The following is a 794-nucleotide window of genomic DNA, read 5'->3' as shown; positions in this document are numbered from 1 at the left end:
AATTCTTATTTCTGGAATCTCGCTCCTCATTACGATTTCACACTTTCTTCTACGGTTTATACCCAACAAGGGCTTTTGACCGAAGGGGAATGGCGTCAACGTTTTAAAACGGGCCGTTATAACATTCGCTTTGCTTATATATATCAAATAAAACCGCATAAATTTGATAATGATACAATTGATGCACAGTATAAAAATCGTTATATGCTGGCAACAAAAGGGGACTTTCGTATTAATTCACACTGGACTTATGGATGGGATATTCTTGCACAGTCAGATCGGCATTTTAGTCGTGCCTATAAACTTGAAAACTATAACAATCCTACACAACTTTCTCAGATCTATCTGAATGGTCTTGCAGGAAAAAATTATTTTGATATGCGTTTTTATCATTTTAAAGTTCAAGATTTGATATTGAATGATCCTCATTATGAACGTCACTCTCGGCAAGCGTGGGTTCTACCACGCATCGATTATACTTTCACACCAGATGAACCCATTTATAATGGAGAGCTCACCTTCCATAGTAATATGCAATCAATTTATCGTCGTCATGCTGATTTCAGTTCACCCGACAAGAACGCAAATTCTCTCAACATAGTAAGACTTTCTGGTATAGCTGGAAATAGTTTGCGGTTAACAAACGAGCTTCAGTGGAAAAAGCGCTTCAACACGCACAATGGACTCATCTTAACCCCCCTCCTCTCTCTACGAGCCGATATCATTACAACCAATGTACGTGAAAATCATGATTCTTCTATAAAAAACACTGTGTTATCCGAAGTTCGTGGTTC

General features: G+C 38.0%; 1 protein-coding gene. It reads left to right on the top strand.

Annotation, left to right across the window (positions count from 1 at the left end; genetic code table 11):
- Nucleotides 1–794, top strand: a 794-nt coding sequence (lptD, locus tag ACFIO3_RS14475; protein ID WP_375704721.1) for an LPS assembly protein LptD, incomplete at both ends; no start/stop codon positions are given.

The organism is Bartonella sp. AD328YNZD, from assembly GCF_042196425.1.
This window is presented reverse-complemented; position numbering and strand designations above follow the sequence as displayed.